A 22689-nucleotide genomic window follows, 5' to 3' on the forward strand; every position below is an offset into this window, starting at 1 on the left:
GGGGAGTGTTTTTGCAATATGAAATGCTTCCCTGTTATCATTGTATTACTACAAAATCATGGGCAACTTATTTCGTAGTTATCCATACTGGCGCTCACTACAATGGATGTTGTCAAACCTACCTGATAAATATGATTGCACTATTACTATTTTTCATGCAGTTTAATTCTCTGTTTATATCGGGACTGCAGGCAGTTGACGATCATACGGCATTGCTCCTGCGTGTCGTTATTGGTCTGATTATAATAATTATGTATTTAAAAAGCCTGGAGGTTGAAAATAATTTAATCATAGGGACAGCAATCCTCGCACTTTTTTTTCTGATTAATTTAAATGCCACCTGCATTAACCTGATTTTTACGTTATGGTTTGTTTATTTGGTGCGAAGAAAAGGGGCGACTGGCGTTATTCAGAGCGTTTATTATTCAACGCTTTTATTCTCCGTTTTTTTTGCTTTATTAGTGGTAAAAGGTATTATTTATCCCGATATCGTCTACATCCCGGAAACGGGGCGATACCGGAATAACATGGGATTTTGGTCAGCCAACTATCCCGGTTTCATTGCCTATTCATGCTTTATGACGCTGTTTGCCTGTAAGGGATATCTTTCGGGGTTAATCCATCCAGTGTTCCGCTGGTTTACAAATGGCTTGATGGCGTTTTTCATTATCATTCCTTTTTTGGCAGATTCGCGTACTCCCGGCTACGCGATGATCGCCTCTCTGATGGTTTTCATTGCTCTTTCCAGCAATTTGATTCGCTATCTGATGGCGTTTTATCTGCCACTTGTACCCGTGGTTCTGCTGGCGATGTCGTTATATTTGCCGTGGTATTATCACGGGGGAGAGCTGGATTATGTACTCAGTGGGCGTTTGAGTTATTATTATGACTATTTAAGCGCGCTAAAAGTTAATAATTACTTCTTTGGATCGCCGCTGCCTGATTTTGCGCTGGATAATTCATACCTGATCCTCATGACTGCGTTGGGTCTCGGTTTTATCATTCCGTTCACCTATATGGTATACAGGTCGGTGTTAAATAATCCCAACAAGTATTTTATCGTTTTAGTTTTTTCATTGATTTGTTATGGATTTACCGAAGCGGTAATGGCCCGGGCGGAAACCAGTGTGGTAATCCTGTTTTATTTGCTGATGTTTATTAAAACCCAGGGGACCGAGTTTGATAAGCACGGCAATGCGCTAAAAGTTGACGATTTGTTATATCGCAAAAGCACAGCAGAATAGCGCCGAAGGGCGCTATTCTTTATGTCATTTAATGACGTTTGCGTAAATTCTCAATCACCGTCGTCAAATCCAGATCCTGATCCTGCAATAGCACCAGCAGGTGATACATCAAATCAGAAGCCTCGTTGGTCAGCTCTTCACGGTCATGCACCGTGGCGGCCAGCGCGGTTTCCACGCCTTCTTCCCCCACTTTTTGTGCAATGCGTTTGGTTCCGCTGGCGTACAGCTTCGCGGTGTAGGAGCTTGCCGGATCGGCGGTTTTTCTTTCCGCCAGTAACTGTTCAAGCTGATACAGGAACAGCCACTGGTGGGACGTGTCGCCGAAGCAGCTGGACGTGCCTTTGTGGCAGGTCGGGCCAATGGGATTGACCAGCACCAGCAGGGTGTCATTGTCACAGTCCGGCGCGATGCTGACTACGTTGAGGAAGTGACCGGAGGTTTCGCCTTTGGTCCACAGCCGTTGTTTGGTGCGGGAAAAGAAGGTGACTTTGCCGCTTTCCTGCGTTTTTTCCAGCGCTTCCGGGTTCATATAGCCCAGCATTAATACCTCACCGGAGACCGCGTGCTGCACCACTGCCGGAAGCAGGCCGTCGGTTTTCTCCCAGTCCAGTTTTGCGCGTTGTTCCTCAGTTAACATACTCTTATCTCCACGCCCTGATTGACCAGGAACGCTTTTAATTCACCAATATTGATTATCTGTTTGTGGAACACCGAAGCCGCCAGCGCACCGTCAACGTCGGCATCGCGGAAGGCTTCAAGGAAATGCTCCATCGTTCCCGCGCCGCCGGAGGCGATCAGCGGCACGTGGCATACTTCGCGCACTTTTTTGAGTTGCTCAAGATCGTAACCGTTACGCACCCCGTCCTGATTCATCATGTTCAGAACGATTTCGCCCGCGCCGCGCTTTTGCACTTCCTGTACCCAGTCGAGGGTTTCCCAGGGGGTGATGCGGGTTCGGCTCTCATCACCCGTATATTGATTAACGTGATACTTGCCGCTTTGTGCGTCGTACCAGGTATCAATGCCAACCACAATGCACTGCACGCCAAAGCGGTCTGCCAGCCGGGTGATGAGTTCCGGGTCAGCCAGCGCCGGGGAGTTGACGGAGATTTTATCCGCGCCGAAGGAGAGGATCTGCGCCGCGTCGTCTGCGGATTTAATGCCGCCCGCCACGCAGAACGGGATATCGATAACCTCCGCCACGCGTGAAACCCAGCTTTTATCGACCACGCGCCCGTCGCTGGATGCGGTGATGTCGTAGAATACCAGTTCGTCCGCGCCTTCTTCAGCGTAGCGCTGGGCCAGCGGCACGATGTCGCCGATGATCTCGTGATTGCGGAACTGTACGCCTTTGACGACCTGACCATCACGCACGTCCAGGCAGGGGATTATCCGTTTTGCCAGCATTCGATGGCCTCCTTCACCGTAAATTTACCTTCCAGCAGCGCACGTCCGACGATCACGCCGCGCACGCCCGTACCGCGCAGGGCGGCTATATCATTGATGCCACCAATACCACCGGAAGACTGAAAAGCCACCTGCGGATAGCGGGCGCAGACTTCTTCATATAATGAGACGTTGGAGCCAGCCAGGGTGCCGTCGCGGGAAATATCGGTACACAAAACGTGTTTGAGTCCCACCGGCAAATAAGTTTCTACTAGCGCCTCCAGCGACACCCCGGAGTCTTCCTGCCAGCCGCTCACCGCCACCTGCTTGTTGCCTGCCGCATCTATACGCACGTCCAGCGCCAGCACCAGCGCGTCTGCGCCAAAACGTTGAAACCAGCCTTTGACGATTTCCGGGGACTTGACCGCCGTCGATCCAACTACCACGCGCGCCACGCCAGCCGCCAGCAGCGCCGCCACGTCTTCTTCACTACGCACACCGCCACCCACCTGCACCGGGACGTTAACCCCGGCGACCAGGGTTTGCAGCAGCGGAATTTGCCGTTTTGCCGGATCTTTCGCGCCGGTCAAATCCACCAGGTGCAGCACGTCAGCCCCCTGCGCGGCGTAATCCTGTAAGCGGGGGAGCGGGTCGTTGCCGTAATCTCGCTGCTGCGCGTAGTCGCCCTGATGCAGGCGGACGACCGTGCCATCGATTAAATCCAGTGCCGGAATAATCATTACATCTCCAGAAAGTTTTTCAGCAGCTGCGCGCCTGCCGCACCGGAGCGCTCAGGGTGAAACTGCACGCCGTAGAAGTTATCTTTTTGTATTGCGGCGGTGAAGGGTTCGCCGTAGTGACACTGGGCGATAGTCCAGGTATTCACCGGCATGGCGTAGCTGTGAACGAAATAGAAATATGCGCCGTCGTCGATGCCGCTGAACAGTCGGTTGCCCGCCTGCGGATAAACCCGGTTCCAGCCCATGTGAGGCAGCGGCAGGCCGAAATCGGTCATCTTCGGCACCTGCTGATCGATAATCCCCAGCAGATCCACGCCGTTGCTCTCTTCGCTACGGCTGCCAAGCAGCTGCATCCCAAGGCAGATACCCAGCACCGGCTGGGTGCAGGCGTTAATCAGATCGAATAACTCGCGCTCGCGGATTTGATCCATCGCCGCCTGCGCGGTGCCAACGCCCGGTAAAAACAGTTTGTCGGCGCGCAGTACCACGTCGGGATCGCGACTGACCACCGGCTCGTAGCCGTGGCGCAGGATCGCAGACCTGACCGAGTTCAGGTTGGCACAACCGGTATCAAGGATTGCAACGTTCATTACAGCACCCCTTTGGAGGAAGGAAGCGTGTCGCCTTCCACGCGGATCGCCTGTCGCAGCGTGCGGCCAAAGGCTTTAAACAGGCTCTCTACCCGGTGGTGGTCATTCTTGCCCTTGGTTTTCAGGTGCAGCGTGACGCCCATCGTATAGGAAAGCGAGCGGAAGAAATGCTCGACCATTTCGGTGCTTAAATCACCCACCCGCTGATAGGTAAACTCGGCGCGGTATTCCAGATGCGGACGACCGGAAATATCCAGCGCGCAGCGGGCAAGGCATTCGTCCATCGGCAGCACAAAGCCAAAACGGTTGATGCCGCGTTTGTCGCCGAGCGCCGCTTTCAGCGCCTCGCCCAGTGCCAGACCGGTGTCTTCAACGGTGTGGTGATCGTCAATATATAAATCACCTTTAACCATAATTTCCATACGAAAGCCGCCGTGGGTGGCAATCTGATCCAGCATATGGTCGAAGAAGCCGACGCCGGTGTTGATTTTGCTGCCGCCTTCACGGTCAAGCCACAGCTTGACGTCAATCTGCGTTTCTTTGGTGCTGCGCTCAACGTGCGCATAGCGGTCACGCTTTGTAAGCTGCGCGGCAATGGCTGACCAGTTCAGTGTTTCGCGGTTATAAAGCAGGCCGGTAATGCCCATGTTGTCGGCGAGCTGGACGTCGGTAGCGCGATCGCCAATCACGTAGCTGTGGGCTTTATCCATCACGCCGTCAACCAGCCAGGCCTCAACCAGCCGGGTTTTCGGTTTACGGCAGTCGCAGTTATCCGCTGGCATATGCGGGCAGATAAGCACCTCGTCAAACTGTACGCCCTGCGAAGAGAAAATCTGCATCATCAGGTTATGCGGACCGTCAAACTCCGCCTGCGGCAGGCTGTCAGTACCCAGCCCATCCTGATTGGTGATCATCACCAGCGTAAAGCCCGCTTTTTGCAGCTGGAGCAGCGCCGGGATTGCCTCTGGCTCAAACGCCAGCTTGTCAAAACGGTCGACCTGAAAATCGCTGGGTGGCTCGGCAATCAGCGTTCCATCGCGATCGATAAACAGAAACTTCTGTGTCATACCTTCTCCGCACTTAAGGCGTCAATGACGCGCTGAGACTCTTCACGGGTGCCGATGGTGATCCGCAGGCAGCCGCTTAAAGAGGGTTGTTTATTCTGATCCCGTAAGATAATGCCCTGATCCCACAAAGATTTAAATACCGCGCTGGATGCGGTGATCCGCACCAGAATATAGTTCGTTTCTGAAGGAAATACCTGTTCGACACAGGGGATATTTTTCAGCGCGTTTACCAGATACTGACGTTCGTCGAGGATCGCCGCCACCCGCTCGCGCATCGCCAGGATCCCCTGCGGGCTGGTAGCCTGCGCGGCGATGTCGGCGACCGGCGTGGAAAGCGGGTAGGGCGCGATGACTTTCAGCAGCAGCCTGATGATTTCTTCATTTGCCAGCGTAAAGCCGCAGCGCAGCCCGGCGAGGGCAAAGGCTTTTGACAGCGTGCGCAGGATCACCAGATGCGGGTACTCTTCCAGCCAGCCGACCAGCGAGGCTTGCGGGCAAAACTCAATATAGGCTTCGTCCGCCACCACCAGCGCCTTGTCGCGGGTCATCTCCAGCAGCACGCGAAAATCCTGCGGATTGACAATTTGCCCGGTCGGGTTATTCGGGCTGCAAACGTAGACCACTTTCACGCCGTCGAGCTTATCGGCAATGGCCTGCAAATCGAGCTGCCAGTTTTCCAGCGCCGGAACGGTACGGTACTCAACGCCAAGCGTTTCAGCGCTGACGCTGTACATGCCGTAAGTCGGTGGGCAAAACAGCACCGCATCCTGCCCCGGCTCGCAGAACGCGCGGATCAGTAGTTCGATGCCCTCGTCCGCGCCACGGCTGACCAGCACCTGTTCGGCTTTGACCCCCGCATACTGCGCATAGTTGTTGATCACGGCGGCGGGCTGGCATTCCGGGTAGCGGTTGAGGGTCTGGGCGCTGAGCTGATACTCCACCGGCGTCGGGTATTCGTTGGCGTTGAGCCATACGTCGCCCTTGCCGCCGAGGCGACGGGCGGACTGATAGGGCACCAGCGTGCGGACGTTAGCGCGGGCTAGTTCTTCGATACTCATGCTTGCTCCTTCAGCGCGTTCATGCGCAACGTGACGGCATTCTTGTGCGCGGTCAGCCGTTCAGCCGCCGCCAGCGTTTCGATGGTGGAAGCCAGAGCCGCGAAGCCCTCGCGCGACAGCTCCTGAACGGTCATCCGTTTCTGGAAATCCGCCAGCCCAAGACTTGAGCAGGTGCGGGTGTAACCATAGGTCGGTAACACGTGGTTGGTGCCGGAAGCGTAATCGCCCGCCGATTCCGGCGACCAGTCGCCGAGGAAAATCGAGCCTGCGCTGGTGATATCCGTCACCAGATCGCGGGCGTTGCGGGTCTGAATGATCAGGTGCTCCGGGCCGTACTGGTTGGAGATGTCCACGCACTGCGCCAGATCCCGCGCCACAATCAGACGGCTGGCTGCCAGCGCCTGACGCGCGGTGTCGGCACGCGGCAGGTCGGCCAGCTGGCGTTCGACGGCCTCGGCGACGCGCCCGGCAAGCGCCGCATCCGGGGTCAGCAAAATCACCTGCGAGTCCGGGCCGTGTTCGGCCTGGGAGAGCAGGTCGGAAGCCACGAAATCCGGGGTCGCTCCGCTGTCGGCAATGACCAGCACTTCCGACGGACCGGCAGGCATGTCGATAGCCGCGCCGTCCAGCCGCTGGCTGACCTGACGTTTGGCTTCGGTCACAAAGGCGTTGCCGGGACCAAAAATCTTATCGACTTTAGGGATCGATTCGCTGCCGAACGCCAGTGCGGCGATGGCCTGCGCGCCGCCGACGTTGAAGATCTCTTCCACCCCACACAGCTGCGCGGCATAAAGAATTTCATCGGCGATCGGGGGCGGCGAGCACAGCACCACTCGATTACAGCCCGCGATACGCGCGGGCGTTGCCAGCATCAGCACCGTTGAAAAGAGGGGCGCCGAGCCGCCGGGGATGTACAGCCCGACAGATTCAACCGGGCGCGTCACCTGCTGGCAGCGCACGCCGGGCAGGGTTTCTATGTCGACAGCGGGCAGGATCTGGGCGCGGTGAAAGGTGGTGATATTACTGACCGCCACCGCCATGGCCTGTTTCAGCTCCTCGCCCAGACGCGCGCTGGCATCGGCGATGTCCTGCGCGCTGACTTTCACCGTCTGCACGTCGGTTTTATCGAAGCGGGCACTGTACTCGCGCAGCGCCTCGTCACCGCGCGCTTTCACGTTGTCGAGGATCTCCGTCACCGTACGGGTAATGCTGTCCGAGGCAGAGATTGCCGGGCGCATAAGAAGTTCACGCTGCTGCGCGGGGCTACAGCTATTCCAGTCAATGAGAGTCGTAAAGCTCATCGGTTTCACTCCATCATCTTCTCAATCGGCAGTACCAGAATCGAACTGGCACCCAGCGCTTTCAGTTTTTCCATGGTTTCCCAGAACAGGGTTTCGCTGCTGACCATATGCATAGCCACGCGCTGCTGATCGCCTGCCAGCGGCAGGATGGTCGGACGCTCCGCGCCTGGCAGCAGGGCGATGACGTCATCCAGCCGTTCGGTCGGTGCGTGCATCATGATGTATTTCGATTCGCGGGCCTGGATCACGCCCTGGATACGGGTCAGGAGTTTATCGATCAGTTCCTGCTTGCTGGCGGCCATTTCGCCGTCGCGCTGGATCAGACAGGCTTTTGAGCGGTAGATAACTTCCACCTCGCGCAGTCCGTTTGCTTCCAGCGTCGCGCCGGTGGAAACGAGATCGCAGATAGCATCCGCCAGGCCCGCGCGCGGCGCGACTTCAACCGAGCCGTTAAGCAGACAGGATTTGAAGGCGATGCCTTTCTGGTCGAGATAGCGTTTGAGCAGGTGCGGATAGGAGGTGGCGATACGTTTGCCGTTAAGCATGGCCGGGCCGTCCCAGGCTTCGTCAGCGGGGGTGGCCAGCGACAGGCGACAGCCGCCGAAATCAAGGCGGCGCAGCGTGAAGTAGCGTGGATCTTCGCCCTGCGCGCGGCGGGTCAGCAGTTCCTCTTCCAGAACGTTTTCACCAATGATGCCGAGATCCACCACGCCATCCATGACCAGCCCCGGAATATCGTCATCACGCACGCGCAGAATATCAATCGGCATATTCTCTGCCAGCGCAATCAGGCGCTGGGTGTGAAGATTAATTTTGATGCCGCAGCGGGCCAGTAATTCGCGTGAGTCATCGCTAAGACGGCCTGATTTCTGCATAGCTATGCGTAAACGGGTGTTATCTAACATTCGGTAGTCCTCGTTATCCTGTCAATTCTGCCCAAAAAAAAGCCCCCGGAAGGCGATCTTCCGGGGGCTCTCTTGCGTTCATGCACCACTGGAAGATCTGAATGTCTTCCAGCACACATCGCCTGAAAGACTAGTCAGGGTGATGGTGATGATGGTGGTTTTTAAATTGAACGCTGGTCATAGTAATTCCGATGAATGCTTATTCATGTGTTGGGTTTAACCTAAACCAATTCACTGGAGGAAGGCAAGCCATTTTTTTAATCATTAAATCATTTCATATTCATACGCTGAATTGTCAGTTCCTTCACGGTGGCGTAGCCTTAAGAGAGCAGCTTACACCCAGGAGATAATGCATGAAAAAGGTCGCCATAGTTGGTTTAGGATGGCTGGGAATGCCGCTGGCGCTTTCATTAACGGCGCGCGGCTGGCAGGTTACCGGCAGTAAAACCACCCCTGATGGCGTCGAGGCGGCGCGGATGTGCGGGATTGAAAGCTATCCGCTGCGTCTGGAGCCGACGCTTTCGTGCGAGACGGACGATCTTGACGCGCTGATGAACGTTGATGCGCTGGTGATCACCCTCCCGGCAAGACGTTCCGGGCCGGGCGAAGACTTCTATTTTCAGGCGGTGCAGGAAATTGTCGATAGCGCACTCGCTTACCAGATCAAACGTATTATCTTCACCAGCTCGACCTCGGTTTACGGCAATACGCAAGGGACCTTAAAAGAAAGCGCCCCGCGCGAGCCGGTGACTGCCAGCGGGCGGGTGCTTAAAGAGCTGGAGGACTGGCTGCACCAGTTGCCCGGTACCTCGGTCGATATTCTGCGCCTGGCCGGGCTGGTCGGGCCGGGGCGTCATCCGGGGCGCTTCTTTGCCGGTAAAACGGCCCCGGACGGGCAGCAGGGGGTGAATCTTGTGCATCTGGAGGATGTGATTGCGGCAATCACCCTGCTTTTACAGACGCCGAAAGGCGGACACATTTATAACCTCTGTGCGCCAACGCATCCGGCGCGCGACGTTTTCTACCCGCAAATGGCGCGCCAGCTTGGCCTGGAGCCGCCGGTATTCACCCGTAACCCGCAGGGAAATAGCGGTAAGCTGATTGACGGGAGCCGTATTTGTCACGAACTGGGCTTTGAGTATCAGTATCCCGATCCGCTGGCAATGGCGATGGACTAACCGTATTTTTACCAAAAAATGCCATTAGCACTTCTAATGGCATCTGACTCGCTGGAAAATCAACCGGTTAGGTCATAGAAGAAGACGATCTTCCTTACGCTCTCTTGTCATCGCGCCTTTTTTTAGGGCAAAATACGCCGCCTGCAAAAAATGACACTAACCGACGTTAAACACGTCGGTTATTTTTTTGCATAAAGACACTCATTCAATACCAAGAGGCCGGGCTTCGTACCGGATAGATATTTACTAAAAACCGACAGTTGTTGTCGCTGAGGAATCCTGAAAAATGGGGCAATTTTTTGTTTACGCGACGGCATTCGCCGAAAAGGGGAATGACCATGTCGCATAACGTTACTCCAAACACCTCTCGCGTGGAATTGCGTAAAACGCTGACGCTAATTCCGGTTGTTATGATGGGTCTTGCCTATATGCAGCCGATGACGCTGTTCGATACGTTCGGCATTGTCTCTGGTTTGACCGATGGTCACGTCGCAACGGCTTACGCCTTTGCGCTGGTGGCGATCCTCTTCACTGCGCTGAGCTACGGTAAACTGGTGCGTCGTTTCCCGTCCGCTGGCTCAGCCTATACCTACGCCCAGAAATCCATTAGCCCGGTTGTTGGCTTTATGGTGGGCTGGTCATCACTGCTGGACTACCTGTTCATGCCGATGATCAACATTCTGCTGGCGAAAATCTATTTCGAAGCGCTGGTGCCTTCGATGCCGTCGTGGATCTTTGTTGTCGCGCTGGTGGCCTTTATGACCATCTCCAACCTGCGCAGCATTAAGACCGTGGCTAACTTCAATACCCTGATTGTAATTTTGCAGATGGGCATTGTGGCGGTGATTGTTGGTCTGATTATCTACGGCGTGTCGCACGGTGAAGGCGCGGGTACGCTGACCAGCTCCCGTCCGTTCTGGTCTGAAGGTGCGCACGTGGTGCCGATGATCACCGGGGCGACGATCCTGTGCTTCTCGTTCCTTGGCTTTGACGGTATTTCTTCCCTGTCTGAAGAAACCAAAGATGCCGAGCGCGTGATCCCGAAAGCGATTTTCCTGACCGCGCTGATTGGCGGACTGGTATTTATTGTTGCTTCTTACTTCCTGCAACTCTATTTCCCGGATATCTCGCGCTTTAAAGACCCGGACGCTTCCCAGCCGGAAATCATGCTTTACGTTGCGGGCAAAACCTTCCAGTGGGGCGTGCTGATTTTCTCCAGCGTGACCGTTCTGGCATCCGGTATGGCTGCGCACGCGGGCGTTTCCCGCCTGATGTACGTTATGGGCCGCGACGGCGTATTCCCGACCCGTTTCTTCGGCTACGTGCATCCGAAATGGCGTACTCCGGCATGGAACGTGGTGCTGGTGGGCGCGATTGCTCTGCTGGCTATCAAATTCGATCTGGTGACAGCAACGGCGCTGATTAACTTTGGTGCGCTGGTGGCATTTACCTTCGTTAACCTGTCGGTGATTTCCCAGTTCTGGATCCGCGAAAAACGCAACAAGACGCTGAAAGACCATTTCAACTATCTGTTCCTGCCGGTGTGCGGTGCGCTGACCGTGGGTGCGCTGTGGATCAACCTGGAAGAGAGTTCAATGGTGCTGGGCCTTATCTGGGGTGCCATCGGCCTGATTTATCTGGCCTGCGTCACCCGCGTATTCCGCAGCCCGGTACCGCAGTACGAAGATATCGCCTGAGTAGCCTGCCGGTTCTCACTGGCTGCCTGAAAAACCGGAGACCGCGTGCTCCGGTTTTTTTATAACTGTAAGTTATGGGTTAGAGGTTTTGGTTCTTGTTTCGCAGCGGGCGCGTCAGGAATAATTACCCGACTGATATTTTCCGGGTAAATCTTTCCTATGTTACAGATGATAATAAGCGGGCTGTTCTGCGGCGCGCTGTTGGGCTTTGTCATGCAACGCGGGCGTTTCTGCCTCACCGGCGGCTTCCGCGATATGTATATCGCCAAAAATAACCGTATGTTTTATGCGCTGCTGATTGCTATCTGCATTCAGAGCGTCGGCGTTTTTGCCCTGATCCAGCTTGGCGTGGTGCAGTACGATGCAGGCGCGTTTCCATGGCTCGGCACCGTGGTGGGCGGTTTTGTTTTTGGAATCGGCATTGTTTATGCGGGCGGTTGTGCCACCGGAACGTGGTATCGCGCCGGGGAAGGCTTGATCGGTAGCTGGATCGCGCTGGTCACTTATATGGTGATGAGTGCGGTAATGCGCTCGCCGCACGCGGCGGGGCTGAACCAGTTTCTGAAAGGGTACAGCACCGAACATAACTCGATCGCCGAAACGTTCAATCTTTCCGTCTGGCCGCTGATTGCGGTGCTGCTGGTGGTCACATTTTGGCTGGTGCTTAAAGAACTGCGCAAACCAAAATTGAATGTGGCAACGCTGCCATCGCGTCGTCGTGGACTGGCGCATCTGCTGTTTGAAAAACGCTGGCATCCTTTTTTCACCGCCGTTCTGATTGGCCTCATCGCGCTGTTGGCCTGGCCGCTTAGCGAAGCCACCGGGCGAATGTTCGGGCTGGGGATCACCTCGCCGAGCGCCAATATTTTGCAGTTCCTGGTGGCGGGTGACGGCAAGTTCCTCAACTGGGGCGTGTTTCTGGTGCTGGGCATTTTTCTCGGTTCATTCATCGCCGCCAAAGCCAGCCGTGAGTTTCGCGTTCGCGCGGCCGATGCTGCTACCACGCTGCGCAGTGCTTCCGGCGGCGTGCTGATGGGCTTCGGTGCCAGCATTGCGGGCGGCTGCTCGATTGGTAACGGTCTGGTGATGACCGCCATGCTGACCTGGCAGGGCTGGATTGGCCTGGCGTTTATGATCCTCGGCGTCTGGACCGCCTCGTGGTTCCTGTATGTTCGTCCGCAGCGCAAAGCCAGAGTCTCGGCTGCGGCAGCTTAATTGATTGTGGAGTCGATATGACGATTAAAAAACTGGATGTGATTACCCAGGTCTGCCCGTTCCCGCTGATTGAAGCGAAAGCGGCGCTGGCTGAAATGAACAGCGGCGATGAGCTGGTCATTGATTTTGACTGTACCCAGGCGACGGAAGCGATTCCGCAGTGGGCGGCGGAAGAGGGACACCGTATTACCGACTACCAGCAGGTCGGCGATGCGGCGTGGTCTATTACGGTGAAAAAGGGTTGAGTGTGTAAGGGATGGCCCGGATGATCGGGCCTGACCCGAGGGAGACGATTATCCCCTAAACCTACACCGTCTCCTGCGCGTACTGGTATAGCGCCTTCAGCAAAGCCTGTTTCTCACTATTCCCCTCATACTGACCCCACAGCATCTCCAGTTCCTGTGCATACGCCTGTAAAAACTCCGGGGTGAAAATAGCGCGGCGATGCTGCAACCAGCGCTGCTGCTCGGTTTCATCCAGCGTGCCGGGGAAGTTTCGTGCCCGGTAGTTAAACAGCAAACGCTCTATGCGTTTATCGGCAAAGGTGATATCCAGTGCGGGCAGATTACGTGGCTCCGTCTCCAGCACGATTTTCATTGCGGCGCGATCGGCGTCGCTAAAAAAACCATTATACAGCTGGGTATCAACATTTTCTGACGGCACAAACGGCTCGGCGTCAGCAAAAATAGCCACCACCTTCTCGCGCACTTGGGGGTTATCCCGCAGAATTTTCAGATTATCAAGGCAACGCTGGCGGTTGATCCCCAGCCGGTCCGCATCTTCCGGGCGCAGCGTGTTTGCCTGCGCCAGCACCGGACATTTATTTAAGTGCACCAGCTTCACCGGCACCGGCAGCGCGTCACCGAGATCCGCTTTGGCGGTATACAGGCGCTCACGCAGGGCGTCGGCATCCAGATCCAGTAAGGGCGAAACGTCTTCTGCCAGATCCACCATGATCACCGCATTGCGATTTTCCGGGTGCCACGCCAGCGGCGCCACCCAGCTGGTATTGCCGCGGCACGCGCCGAACATCCCGGAAACGTGCATCAGCGGTTTCATTTGCGGCACGTCGATCAGTGTTATCAGCTTGTTTTTACTGCGGTAGGAATACAGATACTCAAACAGGCGCGGCTGCTTCGTCTTCAGCAGTTTCGCCATGGCGATAGTGGCGTACACATCCGCCATCGCATCGTGAGCGTTGCTGTGTTCAATGCCGTTGGCTTTGGTCAGATGCTCAAGGCGAAAGCTCGGCAGACCTTCTTCATTTTCCGGCCAGTTGATCCCTTCCGGGCGCAGGGCATAGCAGGCGCGCATCGCATCCAGCAGATCCCAGCGTGAGTTATCGTGCTGCCAGCTCCAGGCATAAGGATCGTAAAAGTTGCGGTAGAAAATATTGCGCGTGACCTCATCGTCAAAGCGCACGTTGTTGTAGCCCACCACACAGGTTTTGGGCACGGTAAAAAGATCGTGGATGCGCCGCGCAAAGGTGGCTTCGTTTTCGCCCTTCGCCAGCGCTTCCTGCGGCGTGATGCCGGTGATCAATACCGCTTCCGGCTGCGGCAGATAGTCATCAGCAGGTTTGCAGTAGAAAATTTCTGGTTCACCAATGACGTTAAAATCAGCGTCGGTACGCAGAGCGGCGAACTGAGCCGGGCGATCCAGCGCCGGGCTGGTGCCGAACGTCTCGTAGTCGTGAAACAAAAATCCGGGCTGATGTGTCGTCTCTTGCATTGTTCTGGTAAGTCCCTGATGAGCGGCGAGAAGATATTCGCAGTATGGTAAACGATTTACCCCGTCGCCAGAAGGGCGGGTAAAAAGGCGAATGTCATATTTTCTTGCAATTTAGCCGGGTAAGCCGTAAAGAACTCCCGTACAAAGGACGGCGAATTATAGAATGAGGATATGCTGTTGAAACGCCGCCTGTTTATTGCTGTTTCTTTACTCGCTTCGAGTATTTCTTGCGCACTTGCCGCGGATACGTTTGCCGTTTCGCCGCAGCCGCCTTCTGTCCAGGCCGGAGCCTGGGTTCTTATGGATTATACCACCGGTCAGGTGCTGGCCGCCGGGAATGCGCATCAGCAGCGTAATCCTGCCAGCCTGACCAAGCTGATGACCGGCTATGTGGTTGACCGCGCCATTGATAGCCACCGCATCAGCGCCAGCGACATGGTCACCGTCGGACGCGATGCCTGGGCGAAGGGCAACCCGGTTTTTGATGGCTCTTCATTGATGTTCCTCAAAGCGGGTGAACGCCTGTCGGTACATGACCTGAGCCGTGGGCTGATTGTCGATTCCGGTAACGATGCCTGCGTAGCGCTGGCGGATTACGTCGCGGGCGGGCAGCCGCAGTTTGTGGCGATGATGAACAACTACGCTGAAAAGCTGCATCTGCGCGATACCCATTTCGAAACCGTTCACGGGCTGGATGCGCCGGGGCAACACAGCTCGGCCTATGACCTCGCGGTGCTCTCGCGCGCCATTATTCACGGCGAGCCAGCGTTTTATCACATGTACAGTGAGAAAAGCCTGACGTGGAACGGTATCACCCAACAGAATCGTAACGGCCTGCTGTGGGATAAAACCCTGAAAATCGACGGTCTTAAAACCGGGCACACTTCCGGGGCGGGATTTAACCTGATCGCGTCTGCCGTAGAAGGCAACCAGCGGCTGATTGCGGTCATTATGGGCGCGACCAGTGCTAAAGCCCGCGAAGACGAGGCGCGTAAACTGCTGGTCTGGGGCCAGCAGAATTTTGCTACCGTACAAATCCTGACTAACGGTAAATCCATTGCCCGCGAACGCATCTGGTACGGTGATAAAGAACACGTCGCCGTCGGCCCGGAGCAGGATTTCTGGATGGCGCTGCCGAAAACGGAAATCCCGCATATTAAGGCGCGTTATGTGCTGAACGGCAAAGAGCTGGACGCGCCGATTGCCGCCCACCAGCGCATCGGCGAGATCCAGCTGTACGACCGGGATAAGGTCGTCGCGCATATGCCGCTCACCACCCTGGAAAGCGTTGAAAAAGGCGGGATTTTCTCGCGCATGAGTGATTATCTGCACCACAAATCCTGATTTTCCACGCGCCTTTCGAAGGCGCGTTTTTCTTTGCGTCCGCGCTCATCAGCACACATACTTAGGCGATAAATTCCGTTTACAGGAGGCTGTATGGACTATCGCATTACCCAAACCGACGCGCGCAACGTGGCTGGCTTTCACCTGGTCGGGCCGTGGGAGAAAACCGTTAAGCAGGGTTTTGAGCAACTGGTACTGTGGGTAGAGAGCAATCAACTCTCACCGCGGGAATGGATGGCTGTTTATTACGATAACCCCGAAGAGGTGCCCGCTGAAAAATTGCGTTGCGCGACGGTAGTGTCAGTGGAAGAGGGTTTCGCGGTGCCGGAAAACAGCGCCGGGGTGATCCTGACGCAGATTGATGGTGGCGACTACGCCGTTGCCCGTGCGCGGGTGGAGAATCATAATTTTGCCGCAGCGTGGTATCAGTTCTTTGACAGCCTGTTAAAAGATGAGCGCTATAGCATTGCGCCGCGTCCCACCTTTGAAGCCTATCTTAATGACGGCAACGCCGAGGGTTACTGGGAAATTGAGATGTATGTTCCGGTAGCGTTACGGGGATGAAAATCCCCTGTAAAGCAGACGGAATTTTACGTCTCATGGGATGCCTCGCGCAGAAAACCCGGTACAATTGCGTTTTTCAGACTCCTGCCGGAGAGTGTGTTTGCGTGCTGATAAGTCGTTAAGTCCATTTGAGATCCGTTTGTACCGTCACTACCGGGTAGTTCACGGCATTCGCGTCGCGCTGGCATTCATTCTCACCTTTTTAATGGTGAGATTATTTAATATCCCGGAGGGCACCTGGCCGTTAATCACCCTGGTGGTGATCATGGGGCCAATTTCTTTCTGGGGCAACGTGGTGCCGCGCGCCTTTGAGCGTATCGGCGGCACGATCCTCGGCTCGGCGCTGGGGCTGGTGGCGCTTCAGCTTGAGCGTTATTCGCTGCCTTTGATGCTGGTCTGGTGTGCGGCGGCCATGTTCCTCTGCGCCTGGCTGACGCTGGGGAAAAAGCCGTATCAGGCGCTGCTGATCGGTATTACGCTTGCGGTGGTGGTCGGCTCGCCCGCTGGTGATATGCATACCGCACTATGGCGAAGCGGTGACGTGATTTTCGGATCGCTGCTGGCGATGCTGTTCACCGGCATCTGGCCGCAGCGCGCGTTTCTTCACTGGCGCATTCAGATGGCGAACTACGTCACCACCTTTAACCGGCTTTATCAGGCCGGGTTTTCACCCAATCTGGTCGATCGTCCGCGCCTTGAGAAACAGCAGCAGAAAGTGCTGAACGACGTGGTGAAAATGCGCGGCCTGATCGCGCCCGCCAGTAAAGAAACCCACCTTCAGAAATCCATATTCGAGGCTATTCAGACCGTCAGCCGGAATCTGGTGTGTATGCTGGAACTGCAAATCAACGCGTTCTGGGCATCGCGCGCCAGCCATTTCGTTATGCTCAACGCGCGCACGCTGCGCGAAACCCAGCAGATGACCCAGCAAACCTTGCTGACCATTGCTCATGCGCTGTATGAAGGCAACCCGCAGCCCATCCTGGCGAACTCCGAAAAGCTCAATGAAATCGCCGCCGAACTGCGCCAGTTGATGAATGAATATGAAGGGGACGATCTGGCCGAAACGCCGATGCACGGCTACGTCTGGTTAAGCATGGAGCTGGCCCGCCAGCTTGAGCTGTTGTCGCATTTGATCTGTCGGGCATTGCGCAAATAAAATGCAACCATCAGGCGATTTACGCGGTGGTGTTTCGATTCAGCCGCGTTTAGGGTTATGATAACCCCAAAGTAAAAACAGGTCTTCAGCCACAGCGACGCTGTCGCAGTGGCTTTAACGAATCCGAATCTCAATTAGCAGAGGTAGAAAATGGAAACAACCAAACCTTCGTTTCAGGATGTGCTGGAGTTTGTCCGCCTGTTCCGCCGTAAAAACAAACTACAGCGTGAAATCCAGGACGTTGAGAAAAAGATCCGTGATAACCAGAAGCGCGTTCTGCTGCTCGACAACCTCAGCGACTACATCAAGCCGGGGATGAGTGTAGAAGCGATTCAGGGCATTATCGCTAACATGAAGAGCGACTATGAAGATCGCGTGGATGATTACATCATTAAAAATGCTGAAATCTCTAAAGAGCGCCGTGAAATCTCCAAAAAACTGAAGGTGATGGGTGAACTGAAAGTTCACGACGTAGAACCTAAAGCTGAATAATGCGGGTATGCGGTGAGAATGTTCTCACCGCAACCGTTCACTGAAGTCGTTTCTTCATCTGTTACGTCTCTGGTCTGGTTCAGATCCGCTTCCAGGATGAACGAAACGCTAACTACTTGTCTTTCATAATAAGTTTACGTGCCATCAGATAGATTTTCTGACGCTGCCTGCCGATAAACAGAATTTCATTTGCTCGCAGGAGCAAGCTGATATTCCGCGTGTTTACCGGTAAATGCAGTTTCATCAAATAACCTGCGGCTCTGCCTATAACTTCATAAACCTCATCAAGACTATTATCATTCTTTTGGTTCAAGTCACCTCCATGATTCACTATATATAGAAAATAGCGATCCCTCCGCTTATCCAGTTACAGACAGACGGATGGTGTAGTCAGCAGGGTTAGCGTGTAGCCCTGTATTAATTACCTGTTGGCCTGAAATGAGAGCAATAATTCCCCTGATAATCGTTATTGATTATCCGAAAATAATGGCCTCATGGTTGACAATATAAGCCAGACCGATGTCGTTAAATAACACGCCCGGAAAAGTGCTTATTATAGAGATGTGCAGTCTATAATTAAGGCACCCTCGGGTGCCTTAACCAGTTCAGACCTGTTCATCGGGGTGATTGTAATCACGCCCGGATGTGCCGGGTTGTCTGATACTGGCATCAGCATGCATCTCCCCGTTTGCCGTTTGATGACGGGGTTCTGCCACCGTGTGAGATGCGCGAGGCAGGGCCTGAAGTAGCCGCTGTCCCTGCTGCGTGCGTATAGCTGACTCGCTGCTGGCAGGGTTTTCGGCCCGTAAGCCAAGTTCCTGCATCAGAGAATCATTACTGATTTCTTCCCTGTTGAAGATATGGCTTACTACGGCTTCGCCTATAGCAATAAACCCTTTTTTATCTTCTTCAGAATTTTGCACTTATTGAACCTCCTCATTGATGATTTTAGAAACAGGATATTGCTATCCATGTGAATAATTATAGTAAACCCAGTAAAACTGTGGGGTAGATATTTCTTATTTCTGACGATGATAATGAAAGGAAGCGGCTATTGGTATTGTAAGTCGTTGAAATTTAAAATCTATATTACGATTATCATTTTGCTGACGTTTGCAGCAATATTACATTGCAGGCTAACAAAGTTGCTATTTTAGAAACGGGCCGGGCAAACGTTTACGTGTATTATGCGGCACTTAAAACGCAGCCGGGGAGAGAAGATAAATAAAAATATCCCGCATTTGGCAGAGCAGCATGAGAGGCCGGGAAAATAGCACATCAGCGCATCATTTTTGCTATAAATTGGACTTGTTATCAATCGTCATACTCGTGGCAGCATTACTGGCGCTCGCCGGGTCGGTATAAGTGACGCTGGTATCCGATTCATTTAGCCCGAGGCCGGATACCACGCCTTACATTTAAATAGCCCACGATGGGGATTCGCATTTTAGCCACCGGGCAGATATGTAAACCTCATTTCGCGCCAGTGCGCTTAATCACACAATGCAGATTTTTATCACATATGTGCATATCTCATGAGCACTAACAGATATACTCTTTTGAGTTAATTTTTACACGGCGTACAGAGTGGAGGCTTCCTGTACGCCAGGCATTGAATGGACAAGGTTATGGCAAAACAGAAGAACACCGCGCGCTGGCAGGACTACGATCCCCGTTACATCTACTCTCTGGTGGTCAGACGTTATTTCGCGGATATGAAAACCAAAATCGAGATTGCCGAGGAACTCGGCATCTCACGCTTTAAAGTCGCGCGCCTGATCGATGAGGCCATTGAGCAGGATTATGTGCGCTTTATTTTCCCGAAGCAGCAGGCCATGGACGATGAAATCGCCGGAAATCTGCGGGCAAAATATCACCTGGATGATGCGGTGGTGCTGTCGGTTTCCGAATCCTGGACCACCCAACTGGAGTTAACCGACAAGCTCGGAGGGATAACGGCAAAATATCTCAGCGAAACGCTGAAAAAGGGGATGACGTTCGGTATCGCCTGGGGGCGGGTACTTTCCAGTACCGTCAGTCAATTAAACGCGCTGCCCGCTCTGGATGTGGTGCAGCTCTCCGGGGTACATCCCGGCATTGAGTTCAGCCAGGGGCCGATTGATCTTATCCATAAGATTGCTGCGCTTTCTCATGGGAAAGCGCATCCGATGTATGTACCGATGTGGGTGGATGATGAAGGGCTGGCGGAAAAGCTGGCGGAAGATCAGGCGGTACTGGATACCCAGCAGTTTTATTCCCAGCTCGATGTGGTGATCACCGGCATCGGTGCGTGGAAGTCAGGCTCGTCCAGCCTGTGTGATATTTTTCCGCAAGCGTGGCGTGAATCGTTATTCCGGCAGGATATTGCCGCCGATGTCTGTATTACACTAGTCAACAGCCAGGGGGAAATCCTCGAAAGTCCTATCGATCGGCTGGGCTTTGGGATCTCCACAGAGCAACTGAAAAAAACGAAAAAAGTGATTGGCGTGGCCGGTGGCGATGAGAAGTTTGACGGCATCGTCGCGGCGCTAAAATCCGGGCTACTGAACGTTCTGATTACCGATTTTGATACCGCGATAAAACTTCTGGATTAGCGCTGATCGCGAAGTGAACTGGCGGCCGCAGGATTGTTTCCATGGTCGTCAGCACTCTGGTGCCAGCCATTAACGAGGCAAATGTTTTTCCACATCTGAGCATCATGCTGTTTTTCACTCTCCGGCCTTTATCCCAGCGTTAACTTTACTAAAAACCTTTATTTTCATAGCGATATTCGATTTGCATTTATTTGGCTCACGGTTCTTTTGCTCATATGAGCAAACTCTTTTATGCCCTAATGTGATTTTTTGTGATCAAAGTACAACTTCTGGCAACCGCAGATTTCCCACCCGAACGGGTGTGCTATAAATGCTCATATGATTTTATGTTATTGCTCACATGAGCGGTAATGAAAAATAAGGAGAAGGTGGTGAGTACATTTACGATCCAGGTGGCCGACGGCGAAGGGTTTAACCATTACGACGAGGTGCTGGCGCATCTTTATGACCAGCTTTGCGCGCAGGGGATTGTCAAAACGTCCTGGCTTACGGCGATGCGCGAGCGCGAAGCCGATTACCCTACCGGGATTGAACTGGATGGCTATGCGGTGGCGATCCCCCACTGTGGCAGTGAACATGCTAACCATCCGGCCGTCTCCATCCTGCGCACGCCAGAGGCTGTAAAGGTCAATCAGGCCGACGGCGACGGAGAATTATCGGTACGGTTGATTATCTGCTTAATCGTTACCGACCCGGCAGATCAGCTTCAGTTGCTGAAAGCCATGTTTAATCATCTGCAAAATAAACATTTTTATAAGAGTTTATTGGAGCTGCCTGCCGAAGAGGCAAAGGCTCTTTTTGTGTCCACAGTCATTCAATAATAACTTACCGGAGTATTCTATGATTAATATCCTTGTTGCCTGCGGTAGCGGTGTTGCAACGTCCACTTTAGCGGCGGATGAAGTGAAATCGGTCTGTGCTGAATATAATATTACTAAATACAGCATTAACAAATGCAGTATGTCTGAGCTGCCTTCCCAGCTATCCCAGGCGGACGTGGTACTGACCACCAATAATTATAAAGGGGATATCGGTAAGCCGCATATGAGCGTCGCCGGATTTATCACCGGAATTAACGAAGAGGCGTTGCGTAAAAAACTCGGTGAGTTATTAACTGGCCTGGTTGATCACCAGGGCTAAAAGGGGATGGCAAAATGGAAATGTTGAAACATATAATGGAAACGATCACCAGCATGGGAGCAACCGCTATCCTGCCGCTGGTGATCTTTATTCTCGGATTAGTTTTTCGCATGAAAGTCGGGGCCGCAATAAAATCGGGCCTTACCGTCGGGATTGGTTTTATTGGCCTGGGACTGGTGGTCGGGCTGCTGAATGCTTCACTGCAACCGGCTATTGAATATTATTCAAAAATTGGCAGCGGATTTACCGTTGCCGACATTGGCTGGCCAGCCGTCGGCGCGGCGGCGTGGGTCGCGCCTTTTGCCGCATTGGTGATCCCGGTGGGCATCATTTTAAACCTGCTGCTGGTGCGCCTGAAATTAACCAAAACGCTGAACGTGGATATCTGGAACTATATGCACTTTTTAGTTCCCGGCGCGCTGGCTTATTTTGTTTTCGACAGTTTTTTTATCGGCTTCAGCGTGGCCGTAGTGTTAAGCGTGGCGGCGTTGTTTATCGGTGATTTAATCGCACCACGGTGGCAAAAATATTATGGCCTTGAAGGCACCACCTGTACCACGATGATCCATATTGGCTGGACGCTACCTTTTGCCTGGCTGGTCAATAAAATCATTGATTATATTCCGGGGCTTAATAAATTAGACGTTGACCTTGAAAGCGTGCAAAAACGGCTGGGCGTATTTGGCGAACCGGCAATTATCGGCGTTATTGTGGGTGCGCTGCTGGGGGTGTTAACCAAACAGGATATTACCAAAATCGTGCCGATGGCGATGGGCGTTGCCGGGGTTATGGTGCTGCTGCCCAAAGTGGTCGGCGTGCTGATGGAAGGGCTTAACCCTATCGGTAAAAGCGCCAAAGAAATTATGCAAAAACAGATGGGTAAAGATGCAGAGCTGAATATTGGTATGGACTGCGCGCTGGCGCTCGGCGATCCGGCTACGGTAACCGTGACGGTGATTACTATTCCGCTGACGATGCTCTGCGCCCTGGTCTTACCCGGTATTCAGATTTTCCCCATCGGCGTATTAATGTCGATTATTTATATGACGACCATGACGGTGATGATGAGCAACGGCAACGTGATCCGCTCTGTCATTTCAACTTTGCTGTTCTGCATCGTGGTGATGTATTTAGGCGGCTATGTGGCTCCCGGCGCAACGCAATTTTTACAGGGCGCGGGTGTAGGACTGAACGGACAGGGAACCGACTTTGTATTAACCGGACCCTGGGAGATCTTAACTTACTGGCTAAGCACGGTAACGCCTTAACCCAACAGAGCGGGGC

General features: G+C 53.8%; 26 protein-coding genes and 1 other annotated feature. Of the genes, 14 read left to right on the forward strand and 12 right to left on the reverse strand.

The features are described from left to right. Window positions 1-131 precede the first annotated feature (131 nt). Window positions 132-1244: a hypothetical protein gene (locus RT197_RS00205; RefSeq protein WP_312946112.1), complete on the forward strand. Its 1113-nt coding sequence runs from the start codon at window positions 132-134 to the stop codon at window positions 1242-1244. A gap of 28 nt (window positions 1245-1272) precedes the next feature. Here RT197_RS00205 and hisIE read toward each other — a convergent pair whose 3' ends face one another. The 9 genes from hisIE to hisL all read right to left on the reverse strand — a co-directional run bounded on the left by hisIE (window position 1273) and on the right by hisL (window position 8472). Beyond that, window positions 1273-1881 (reverse strand): bifunctional phosphoribosyl-AMP cyclohydrolase/phosphoribosyl-ATP diphosphatase HisIE, encoded by a 609-nt coding sequence (gene hisIE, locus RT197_RS00210; RefSeq protein ID WP_312946114.1) that lies wholly within the window; start codon window positions 1879-1881, stop codon window positions 1273-1275. Continuing rightward, window positions 1875-2651 (reverse strand): imidazole glycerol phosphate synthase subunit HisF, encoded by a 777-nt coding sequence (gene hisF, locus RT197_RS00215; RefSeq protein ID WP_312946116.1) that lies wholly within the window; start codon window positions 2649-2651, stop codon window positions 1875-1877. Before hisF ends, hisIE begins: the two co-directional genes overlap by 7 nt. Beyond that, on the reverse strand, window positions 2633-3370 hold the full coding sequence (gene hisA, locus RT197_RS00220) for a 1-(5-phosphoribosyl)-5-[(5-phosphoribosylamino)methylideneamino]imidazole-4-carboxamide isomerase (protein ID WP_312946117.1): 738 nt from the start codon (window positions 3368-3370) through the stop codon (window positions 2633-2635). Before hisA ends, hisF begins: the two co-directional genes overlap by 19 nt. Next, window positions 3370-3960, reverse strand: coding sequence for an imidazole glycerol phosphate synthase subunit HisH (gene hisH / locus RT197_RS00225; protein ID WP_312946118.1), 591 nt, complete (start codon window positions 3958-3960; stop codon window positions 3370-3372). Before hisH ends, hisA begins: the two co-directional genes overlap by 1 nt. Further along, window positions 3960-5027 carry a bifunctional histidinol-phosphatase/imidazoleglycerol-phosphate dehydratase HisB gene (gene hisB / locus RT197_RS00230; RefSeq protein WP_312946120.1) on the reverse strand — a complete coding sequence of 356 codons (1068 nt, stop codon included), beginning with the start codon at window positions 5025-5027 and terminating at the stop codon, window positions 3960-3962. Before hisB ends, hisH begins: the two co-directional genes overlap by 1 nt. After that, window positions 5024-6085 (reverse strand): histidinol-phosphate transaminase, encoded by a 1062-nt coding sequence (gene hisC, locus RT197_RS00235; protein ID WP_312946122.1) that lies wholly within the window; start codon window positions 6083-6085, stop codon window positions 5024-5026. The genes hisB and hisC overlap by 4 nt, the downstream gene beginning before the upstream one ends. Continuing rightward, on the reverse strand, window positions 6082-7386 hold the full coding sequence (hisD, locus tag RT197_RS00240) for a histidinol dehydrogenase (protein WP_312946124.1): 1305 nt from the start codon (window positions 7384-7386) through the stop codon (window positions 6082-6084). The genes hisC and hisD overlap by 4 nt, the downstream gene beginning before the upstream one ends. Before the next feature lie 5 nt (window positions 7387-7391). Continuing rightward, a complete protein-coding gene (hisG, locus tag RT197_RS00245) occupies window positions 7392-8291 on the reverse strand; it encodes an ATP phosphoribosyltransferase (RefSeq protein WP_312946126.1) in 900 nt (299 codons plus the stop codon). A 33-nt stretch (window positions 8292-8324) separates the two neighbouring features. After that, window positions 8325-8446: a sequence feature (His leader region), on the reverse strand. After that, window positions 8422-8472, reverse strand: a complete 51-nt coding sequence (gene hisL / locus RT197_RS00250; protein ID WP_312947534.1) for a his operon leader peptide — start codon at window positions 8470-8472, stop codon at window positions 8422-8424. It overlaps the preceding feature by 25 nt. 172 nt (window positions 8473-8644) lie before the next feature. Between hisL and RT197_RS00255 the strand changes: the two genes are divergently transcribed. The 5 genes from RT197_RS00255 (at window position 8645) to tsuB (ending at window position 12626) form a co-directional block, all read left to right on the forward strand. Next, window positions 8645-9469 carry an SDR family oxidoreductase gene (locus RT197_RS00255; protein WP_312946128.1) on the forward strand — a complete coding sequence of 275 codons (825 nt, stop codon included), beginning with the start codon at window positions 8645-8647 and terminating at the stop codon, window positions 9467-9469. Between the two features lie 286 nt (window positions 9470-9755). After that, on the forward strand, window positions 9756-9818 hold the full coding sequence (gene yoeI, locus RT197_RS21950; RefSeq protein ID WP_103674467.1) for a membrane protein YoeI: 63 nt from the start codon (window positions 9756-9758) through the stop codon (window positions 9816-9818). Beyond that, complete coding sequence (locus RT197_RS00260; RefSeq protein ID WP_312946130.1) at window positions 9808-11166, forward strand: APC family permease; 1359 nt, start codon at window positions 9808-9810, stop codon at window positions 11164-11166. The genes yoeI and RT197_RS00260 overlap by 11 nt, the downstream gene beginning before the upstream one ends. A 159-nt stretch (window positions 11167-11325) precedes the next feature. After that, window positions 11326-12381, forward strand: coding sequence for a thiosulfate utilization transporter TsuA/YeeE (gene tsuA, locus RT197_RS00265; protein ID WP_312946132.1), 1056 nt, complete (start codon window positions 11326-11328; stop codon window positions 12379-12381). A 17-nt stretch (window positions 12382-12398) separates the two neighbouring features. Then, window positions 12399-12626, forward strand: a complete 228-nt coding sequence (gene tsuB, locus RT197_RS00270) for a thiosulfate utilization sulfurtransferase TsuB/YeeD (RefSeq protein ID WP_312946134.1) — start codon at window positions 12399-12401, stop codon at window positions 12624-12626. Window positions 12627-12687: 61 nt separating this feature from the next. On the opposite strand, the gene sbcB is transcribed toward tsuB, so the two are convergent. Then, window positions 12688-14112 (reverse strand): exodeoxyribonuclease I, encoded by a 1425-nt coding sequence (gene sbcB / locus RT197_RS00275; protein WP_312946135.1) that lies wholly within the window; start codon window positions 14110-14112, stop codon window positions 12688-12690. A 171-nt stretch (window positions 14113-14283) separates the two neighbouring features. Here sbcB and dacD point away from each other — a divergent pair, with 171 nt between their 5' ends. The 4 genes from dacD (at window position 14284) to RT197_RS00295 (ending at window position 17671) form a co-directional block, all read left to right on the forward strand. Beyond that, a complete protein-coding gene (gene dacD / locus RT197_RS00280) occupies window positions 14284-15456 on the forward strand; it encodes a serine-type D-Ala-D-Ala carboxypeptidase DacD (RefSeq protein ID WP_312946136.1) in 1173 nt (390 codons plus the stop codon). Between the two features lie 93 nt (window positions 15457-15549). Further along, window positions 15550-16020: a DNA gyrase inhibitor SbmC gene (sbmC, locus tag RT197_RS00285; RefSeq protein WP_312946137.1), complete on the forward strand. Its 471-nt coding sequence runs from the start codon at window positions 15550-15552 to the stop codon at window positions 16018-16020. A gap of 100 nt (window positions 16021-16120) precedes the next feature. Next, a complete protein-coding gene (locus RT197_RS00290; RefSeq protein ID WP_312946139.1) occupies window positions 16121-17179 on the forward strand; it encodes an FUSC family protein in 1059 nt (352 codons plus the stop codon). Between the two features lie 150 nt (window positions 17180-17329). Continuing rightward, window positions 17330-17671: a DUF496 family protein gene (locus tag RT197_RS00295; RefSeq protein ID WP_312946141.1), complete on the forward strand. Its 342-nt coding sequence runs from the start codon at window positions 17330-17332 to the stop codon at window positions 17669-17671. 112 nt (window positions 17672-17783) lie between these two features. Here RT197_RS00295 and RT197_RS00300 read toward each other — a convergent pair whose 3' ends face one another. Both RT197_RS00300 and RT197_RS00305 read right to left on the reverse strand, forming a co-directional pair. Next, window positions 17784-17984 (reverse strand): hypothetical protein, encoded by a 201-nt coding sequence (locus tag RT197_RS00300; RefSeq protein ID WP_312946142.1) that lies wholly within the window; start codon window positions 17982-17984, stop codon window positions 17784-17786. A gap of 292 nt (window positions 17985-18276) precedes the next feature. After that, entirely contained in the window at window positions 18277-18594 is a 318-nt protein-coding gene (locus RT197_RS00305; protein ID WP_312946143.1) for a hypothetical protein, read from the reverse strand. Window positions 18595-19287: 693 nt separating this feature from the next. Between RT197_RS00305 and RT197_RS00310 the strand changes: the two genes are divergently transcribed. The 4 genes from RT197_RS00310 to RT197_RS00325 all read left to right on the forward strand — a co-directional run bounded on the left by RT197_RS00310 (window position 19288) and on the right by RT197_RS00325 (window position 22673). Beyond that, complete coding sequence (locus tag RT197_RS00310; protein ID WP_312946144.1) at window positions 19288-20265, forward strand: sugar-binding domain-containing protein; 978 nt, start codon at window positions 19288-19290, stop codon at window positions 20263-20265. A 350-nt stretch (window positions 20266-20615) separates the two neighbouring features. Beyond that, the gene (gene gatA, locus RT197_RS00315) at window positions 20616-21086 is read left to right on the forward strand and encodes a PTS galactitol transporter subunit IIA (RefSeq protein ID WP_312946146.1); all 471 of its coding nucleotides are present in this window, start codon (window positions 20616-20618) and stop codon (window positions 21084-21086) included. A 19-nt stretch (window positions 21087-21105) separates the two neighbouring features. Then, window positions 21106-21405, forward strand: coding sequence for a PTS sugar transporter subunit IIB (locus RT197_RS00320; RefSeq protein ID WP_312946148.1), 300 nt, complete (start codon window positions 21106-21108; stop codon window positions 21403-21405). A gap of 14 nt (window positions 21406-21419) precedes the next feature. Then, window positions 21420-22673 carry a PTS transporter subunit IIC gene (locus tag RT197_RS00325; protein WP_312946150.1) on the forward strand — a complete coding sequence of 418 codons (1254 nt, stop codon included), beginning with the start codon at window positions 21420-21422 and terminating at the stop codon, window positions 22671-22673. Window positions 22674-22689 lie beyond the last annotated feature (16 nt).

Source organism: Superficieibacter sp. (assembly GCF_032071645.1).
Lineage (GTDB): Bacteria > Pseudomonadota > Gammaproteobacteria > Enterobacterales > Enterobacteriaceae > Superficieibacter.